The sequence below is a fragment of the Candidatus Desulfolinea nitratireducens genome (assembly GCF_982879505.1).
Genome location: NZ_CEYOSI010000216.1, coordinates 1 through 5,835, shown reverse-complemented (window position 1 = coordinate 5,835; position 5,835 = coordinate 1). Strand labels below are relative to the sequence as shown.

General features: G+C 47.4%; 6 protein-coding genes. All 6 read right to left on the bottom strand.

Annotation, left to right across the window (positions count from 1 at the left end):
* The coding region (locus tag AC3DOM_RS14915) for a GDP-mannose 4,6-dehydratase (RefSeq protein WP_487919838.1) at positions 1-881 on the bottom strand (881 nt) is incomplete at its 3' end.
* Positions 882-941: 60 nt separating this feature from the next.
* Positions 942-2,531 (bottom strand): hypothetical protein, encoded by a 1,590-nt coding sequence (locus tag AC3DOM_RS14910; RefSeq protein ID WP_487919837.1) that lies wholly within the window; start codon positions 2,529-2,531, stop codon positions 942-944.
* 218 nt (positions 2,532-2,749) lie between these two features.
* On the bottom strand, positions 2,750-3,175 hold the full coding sequence (locus AC3DOM_RS14905; RefSeq protein WP_487919836.1) for a hypothetical protein: 426 nt from the start codon (positions 3,173-3,175) through the stop codon (positions 2,750-2,752).
* A complete protein-coding gene (locus AC3DOM_RS14900) occupies positions 3,175-3,750 on the bottom strand; it encodes an LURP-one-related family protein (RefSeq protein ID WP_487919835.1) in 576 nt (191 codons plus the stop codon). Before AC3DOM_RS14900 ends, AC3DOM_RS14905 begins: the two co-directional genes overlap by 1 nt.
* A gap of 10 nt (positions 3,751-3,760) precedes the next feature.
* On the bottom strand, positions 3,761-4,810 hold the full coding sequence (locus AC3DOM_RS14895) for a L,D-transpeptidase family protein (protein ID WP_487919834.1): 1,050 nt from the start codon (positions 4,808-4,810) through the stop codon (positions 3,761-3,763).
* 31 nt (positions 4,811-4,841) lie between these two features.
* A partial coding sequence (locus tag AC3DOM_RS14890; protein WP_487919833.1) for a L,D-transpeptidase occupies positions 4,842-5,835 on the bottom strand: 994 nt, incomplete at its 5' end.

Genomic DNA, 5,835 nt, shown 5'->3' with positions numbered 1-5,835 from the left:
AGTTCTTCGCGCGCTTTGGAAGGATCGGAAATCAGTAAATCCACTTCAGCGGGGCGGTAAAAGCGTGGATCCTGGACGACATAATCCTTATAATCCAGATCGACAAAGCCAAAGGCATTTTCACAAAACTCACGCACAGAATAGGTTTCTCCGGTGCCGATCACATAGTTATCAGCTTTCTCCTGTTGGAGCATCAACCACATGGCTTCAACATAATCACCTGCAAAACCCCAGTCACGGCGAGAGTCGAGATTACCAAGCCGAAGCTCACTCGCCAGACCAAGTTTAATCCGTGCAACAGCGTCCGTGATCTTACGAGTCACAAACTCCAGTCCACGGCGCGGACTTTCGTGATTAAAGAGGATTCCCGATGTTGCAAAGATATCATAAGATTCGCGATAATTTATTGATATCCAATGCCCATACACCTTGGCCACACCATAAGGGCTGCGCGGATAAAATGGCGTGTCTTCTTTTTGTGGTACTTCAAGCACTTTACCAAACATTTCGCTGCTTGAGGCCTGATAAAACTTGATCGAACGATCAAATAGGCGAATCGCTTCCAACATCCGTGTTACACCCAGAGCAGTCACCTCGGCGGTCAATACCGCCTGGCTCCAGGATGCTGGCACAAATGACTGCGCTGCCAAGTTATAAACTTCTGTAGGTTTATGTTCTTCCAAAATTGCAAGCAACGAACCCTGATCATGTAGATCGCCCTGGACGACATTAATATCATCTAAAAGATGATTGATCCGCTCATAATTCACTGTACTGGAACGACGCGCCATTCCAATTACCTGATAATCTTTTGATAGCAATAATTCTGCCAAATAGGAACCGTCTTGTCCTGTGATCCCTGTAATTAGTGCAGTAGGCATAGCATCTCCTTGGTGAAAATTTTCTAAAGCGAAAAGATTATACGTCTTCCTCTAGGCATGTCAAGCAGACTTATTTTTCTGAGATTGCCAATTGTCCCAGAAAAGGCCGCCAAATAGAAGAAGGGCGCTGAGGGATAGAATCCACACGACCATTGCCCCGAAAGAAAGGGTTGCGAATCGAACGTAATAACGGCTTGCATACCAGTGGGTAAAGAATGCCAGAAAAATGACTTCTACCGCTAAAATGCGTGGGAACCAGGCATCCCGGCGTTCCCGATACGAGAGCCACGCCCGCGCAGCAAATAAAGCCTGCAAGGTAAGGAAGATGACTCTATAACGTGGATTATCCCATTGATCGCCGCCAGCGCGGAGGGATGCGAGGATGATCCAGGTCCAGCTGGCAAGTCCAACCCACGTCCAGATCCGGCGCGCCTGGGGTGAATCAAGTTTTGGGATGGCAATAAAACCATATAGCAGAAAAGGTGCCAGGAGATACCATCCCAACGCGCGCAAAATTGCTATCGTTTTCCAGATAGGTGTAGTCGGCTCTATTAGGGCAGCAGGGAGAACGGGCTGCGCCAATCCATATCCTGTGGCAAAAGGAATGTGAAAGGCAGCGGGCATCCCCTTATAAAGTTTTTGCACCCAGCCAGAGCCAACCTCCAATTGGTAGGCGTCCCATTTAATTGCTTTATGCAACCATTCGAGAATGACTCCAATTGGAGTATTGGAAGCAAAATTCTTTTGACTCAAACCTGCAGAGAGAAGAAAGATGGCAAATAGAAATATGGCAATGATGATGATAATCTGTTTACTTGAGATGATGTTGCGCTCATGTTGAATTGCTGCGTAGATGCTTAAGATTATCAGGTTAATTATGGCAATGGCAGGAGAGATGAGCAAAAGACCTGTAAAACCGATTCCCAAACCCCATTGGGCAAAGCGGTGTTGACGATCTATTTGCCAGGTAAGAAATGCCCAGAGCGTGAGTGCAACGAAACTGATTAAAAAAGGCTCACGCATTTGAGAGCTGCCCTGCAGAATACTTTCGGGATAAAGAGCAAAAAGCCACGTTGCAGAGAAAGCAAGCTTTTCTCCACCGATTTCTTTTGCCGCCATCCAAAAGAAAGGGATCCCAAATGTGGCGGCAAAGGCGGCAAGGAGTGCAATCAAAAGTGGACGATGGGCATCAGGTGATAAATAGCGATAACTTCCTGCACTGAATGCCAGTAATCCCCCATATTGGTCGGTATGATATTCCTTATTAAAGGCCGTAAATAAAGATGCTTCGCTTTGCGCCAAATCCCAGGCCTGTGTGTCCCGCCTGAAGGCATCGAAAAATACATATCCCGCCTGTTGCTGTTCGCTTTCCTGATAGCCATTGATGGGGAGAAATACCTGTAAGACAATCGCGGAGACGAGGCGCAAAAGAAGCGCAAGTGCGATAATCAGGAGGAGCATTTGAGTTTTTCCGGACCAACGCCAAAGGGCAAGGAGCGCGCATAAGCCAAGAAAGAAGATCAGTGCAGTAGAAAGCCATGAAATGAGATAATTCCCAGCTTCAAAAAGCGCAAAAATAGCGCTGAGGCTCAAGCCAAGAGAAAGAGTCCAGCGCCAATCGGTCAGATATATTTTGATTTTATTTAACACAGAGATTAATGTACCACAAATAACAAGTTTCATTGAGATTTATGAGTCAGGTTCAGATTTTAATCCCCGAAACCACTCAGTCTCCGTCAAAATGGGACGCGGATTCTCGCAGATCAGGCAGATTTACACGGATTTTAAAAACTTTTTTGCTTTTCTCCGTGAAAATCCGCTAAAATCAGTACAAATCCGTGTTCTGTTTATGCCAGGGTGAGTAGTTACTAATCCCTTTCATCACCAGGCGGTCCCTCAGGTTGATCGAGGCGCACAACTTCTCCGTGGACGTTGATGACAATTTTGAATCCCATCATGCCCATATAGCTGCGTCCCTCTTCCGGGATGCCAGACTTAAGAATTGTTTCAAATTGTTCCTCAATATTTTCGATCTGATTTTGGATCATGGCACGGGAAAAAATATCATCCTGACCGAGCATTTTGGCGGTCTGCTCACCAAGGATGTCCTCGTGCCCCTCGATCAGTTCACCCATTTTCTTTAACACCTGACGATCAATCTGCTCGGCAGGGATGTGACGACGAAAGCCATCATCATCCACGACATAGCAAGGTTCAGAGCCAACCAGTGCGCTTTCAACAGCACGATCAAACTCATCCACGACGAGGCCAGCAAAAAGGGGAGCGTTCGCCATTAAGATTGCTTTCCTTCCACAGCAGCCAATAATATTCCCGCGCCAATTCCAAGACGGCGATCCAGTTGATTGGCGGTGTCCATGCTGAAATCGAGATCAAGTTCGTAGCGGAAGATGTTGAAGCGTTGTTTTAAGTCAGCGACAATGCTTTGACCAATGCTGATATCATAATTTTGGGGAATGAGCGAGACAAGGATGCGGCGGACCAGGGCAAGTCCCATGCTGTCTTCAAAGAGCGATCCGATTACTTGTCCGGCAGGATTTAGAATTTCCCATTCATCGCGGAGCATGGATTTCAATCCCTTGCGGCGAAGTGTACCGACATGCTCGTTATTGGTCGCATCGATCACATCGTAGGCAGCTGAGAAATCAATGATCTGACGGGCTTTGATCGAGAGAACTTCCTGAGATTTGGATTCGTCTGAATAAACGCGAATATCCTCGCGTAATTTGAACATTTTTTGTTCGCTAAACATTACCAAATTTCCATGTGGATCGTAAAAACGGAATTTGCCTTGAAGGGCAATGGCCTGGCGTTTGAGCAAATATTGATTGTGCGTAAAAGCAGTATGCATAAGCTTCTCCTTAAGAATTGATCTGTGAATCTACAACTTCTACTCGCGTCCCTTCGCCAGGCAGATGGAGGTAATCCTCCCCTAGCGGGACATAAGGTGTTGTCCACAGATAAATGAATTTCGACACGTTATCAGGCGTATTCACACAACCATGGCTGCGTGGGTCGCCAAAATCATTATGCCAATAAGTGCCATGAAAAGCATCACCATTGCCGGTAAAAAATGAAACCCAGGGAACGCCTGGCAGGTCATAATTGGCGGCATCTCCAGCACCGTCGGTCATGTGGACAGAGGGGGCCTTATGATAAGTACTGAAAGTACCTATTGGGGTAGGAGTGCCTCCCCATCCGCTTGCGACAAGTGAGGTCATTACAGGCGTATCGCCTTCATAGGCAACCATGACCTGACTTTCAAGATCAACATAGAGTGATTTTTCCTCGGCAGGCATCTCTGGCGAAATGGGAGCAAGCTCCTCGTCGGGGATGATCCGCAAACTATAGCTCGGCAGAAAATAGTAAGTTTCAGTCACCTGATCATAAATACGATACCAATAGGAGCCGTCGTCGGGATCCTGAATAATCTGGTTCACCCAATAAGTTGTCCCGTAGTAATAACGCATTTTAGGGCGATAAACAAACCCGGCCCCCAGCCGGATAGGCACGAAGGGAATAGTCAATTCTGCAAGTACTCCGCTTTCCGGGATGTCGAAGACAGGCATATTATAGGATGTGACGACTGGCTGGAGATTGGCAGAATGGGCATAACCTTCATTTCCGATTCGATACCAAAGGTGGTTATAGGCGTGCTCGCCTTCGATAATCATTTCCTCGGTGATGGGCAGGATGACATCCCGACCATAAAGATTTACTTTTTTTCCACTAAAGGAAGGCTTGTCGTAAATGGTGAGACTGCTCCACGTTGTGCGTCCCTGCCTTTGGAGGGGAGGCGCACCAGCGTAGGCTTTAGATATTCCCAAATCTGCCAGCAATAGACTTAACACGCCTGCTGCACTGAACTTGAGAAAATCTCGTCTTGTGAATGTTGACGGTAAATTTTGCATAGAACTTAGATGATTTTCTCCGTATCTTATCTTACTCAATAATCTCCACATGTGTTCCGGTAAAACCGTAGACAAATTCTTTTTCTGGCTTTACAACAGGAAAAGTCCAGCGGTAAAGCCATTTTGCAGCCCGGGGTGAGAGGTTGATACAACCGTGACTGCGTGGACGACCAAAATCATTATGCCAGTAAGTACCGTGGAAGGATATCCCTCCTTCGGTGATATAGAGCACCCAGGGGACTCCTGGCAAATCGTATCCGTTATTGGCAAGGTTACCAGCAGCCATATGCCGGCTGGGGCGTTTGTAATAAGTTTTAAATATGCCTTGCGGCGTATAGTACTTTCCGCTGGCAAAACGCGATCCTGTAGAGGCCCGTGTCGCGAAAACAGGACGGCTGCCTTCGTAGGCAACCACAAGTTGCTGGATCAAGCGTACTTCAATGGATTTACTATAACTCGACACTTCGGGCGAGATTGGCATTAACTCCGCTTCAGGGATAATCCGCAAATGCGAGGCGAGGACATAGTACTTCTTGGCACCCCACTTATCGTCCATCAGGCGATACCAGACTTTATTTGTTTCCTCATTCGTAATAGTTTCGGCCACCCAATGGGTGGTCTCGTAATAAAGCCGATAGGCCAGTTCCGCTTCATCATCAGGTTCTCGGCGCGCGTCTGTGTAGGGGACTGTCACCTCTGCGAGATTTCCCGTTCTGGGATGTTCATAGATCGGCCCATTCAGCCTCGTCAGCACAGGCTGGATATTACCCGAATAAGCATATCCTTTTTCACCGATCTTGTACCAGATCCGGTTATGGGCTTCCTCGTCATCGCTGATTGCAATATCGGTAATTGGCAGGACAATATCCTGCCAGGCCTCGCTAATGGCTGCAGAGTCGAAGCTGGGAGATTCGAAGAGTTTAATGGATTGCTCAGCGACTCTTCCCTCCTGATCCGGGAGCAAGCCGCTCGCTGCGCGCGCTTTCGTCAGTCCAGGCATAAAGACACTTGCAAGGCCAATTCCA